Source organism: Mesorhizobium sp. M4A.F.Ca.ET.090.04.2.1 (assembly GCF_003999085.1).
Taxonomy (GTDB): Bacteria; Pseudomonadota; Alphaproteobacteria; order Rhizobiales; family Rhizobiaceae; genus Mesorhizobium.
The window spans coordinates 1-809 of sequence record NZ_RZOT01000961.1; the positions used below are offsets into that span (position 1 = coordinate 1).

Sequence of the window (809 nt, forward strand, 5' to 3'; positions counted from 1 at the left end):
ATCCAGGCCTCGCCCAAGGCGCCGGCGGCGCTCGATTTCGGCCACTGCTTGAGGGTTCGGCCTTCCTTGTTAGCCTGCGCCGGCCTTCCAGCATGTCGCGCATCGTGTCCAGCAGGGGTTATTCAAGGGAGTAATAAGGCCGCCCCTGACAATGAAATTAGACGGGCTTGCTATTTCCGGGAACAGTACGCGCACGAGATCGCGGCCCGGATGCAAGACTTCGGCAACGAGGAACTTGCGGAAGGGCTTCCTTCCATCCGCAGTGCCGCGCCAGAGCGCAGACAGAGGTTGGAAAATGGTCGCCCCCCGGCTAACGCTTGATCGCCTGTTCAACGACACCGACGCCCCTGTCCAGCCCGGGTCGAGCAATAGCGATGCCGTCAATCCCACCCGTCGCGCCTTTTTGGCTGGCGGCTGCCTTTGCCTTGCCTGCAGCTTTGCGGGGCCTGTGCTCGCTGATGCGCCCATGGCGAAAAGCCGGGCGCCCGGTTTCTATCGCCTGACGGTCGGCGACTTCGAGGTGACGGCGCTGTCCGACGGCACCAATATGCTGCCCGCCACGAAGTTGCTGCGAGGCGACCCGGCGCGGATCGAAGACGCTTTGAAGCGCGACTACCTCGGCGACGTCGTGGAGACCTCGCACAATTCCTTCCTCGTGAACACCGGAGCCAAGCTGGTCCTGATCGACGCCGGTGCGGGCTCGCTGCTGGGAGCAACTACGGGCCAGCTGGTGGGCAATCTGCGCGCGTCGGGGTATCGACCAGAGCAGGTAGACGAGCTTTACCTCACGCATCTGCACACGGATCATG

General features: G+C 63.4%; 1 protein-coding gene. It reads left to right on the forward strand.

Features of this window, described 5'->3' with window-relative positions; all coding sequences use genetic code 11:
* Positions 1 to 295: 295 nt before the first annotated feature.
* The coding region (locus EN781_RS33475; protein ID WP_127400779.1) for an MBL fold metallo-hydrolase at positions 296 to 809 on the forward strand (514 nt) is incomplete at its 3' end.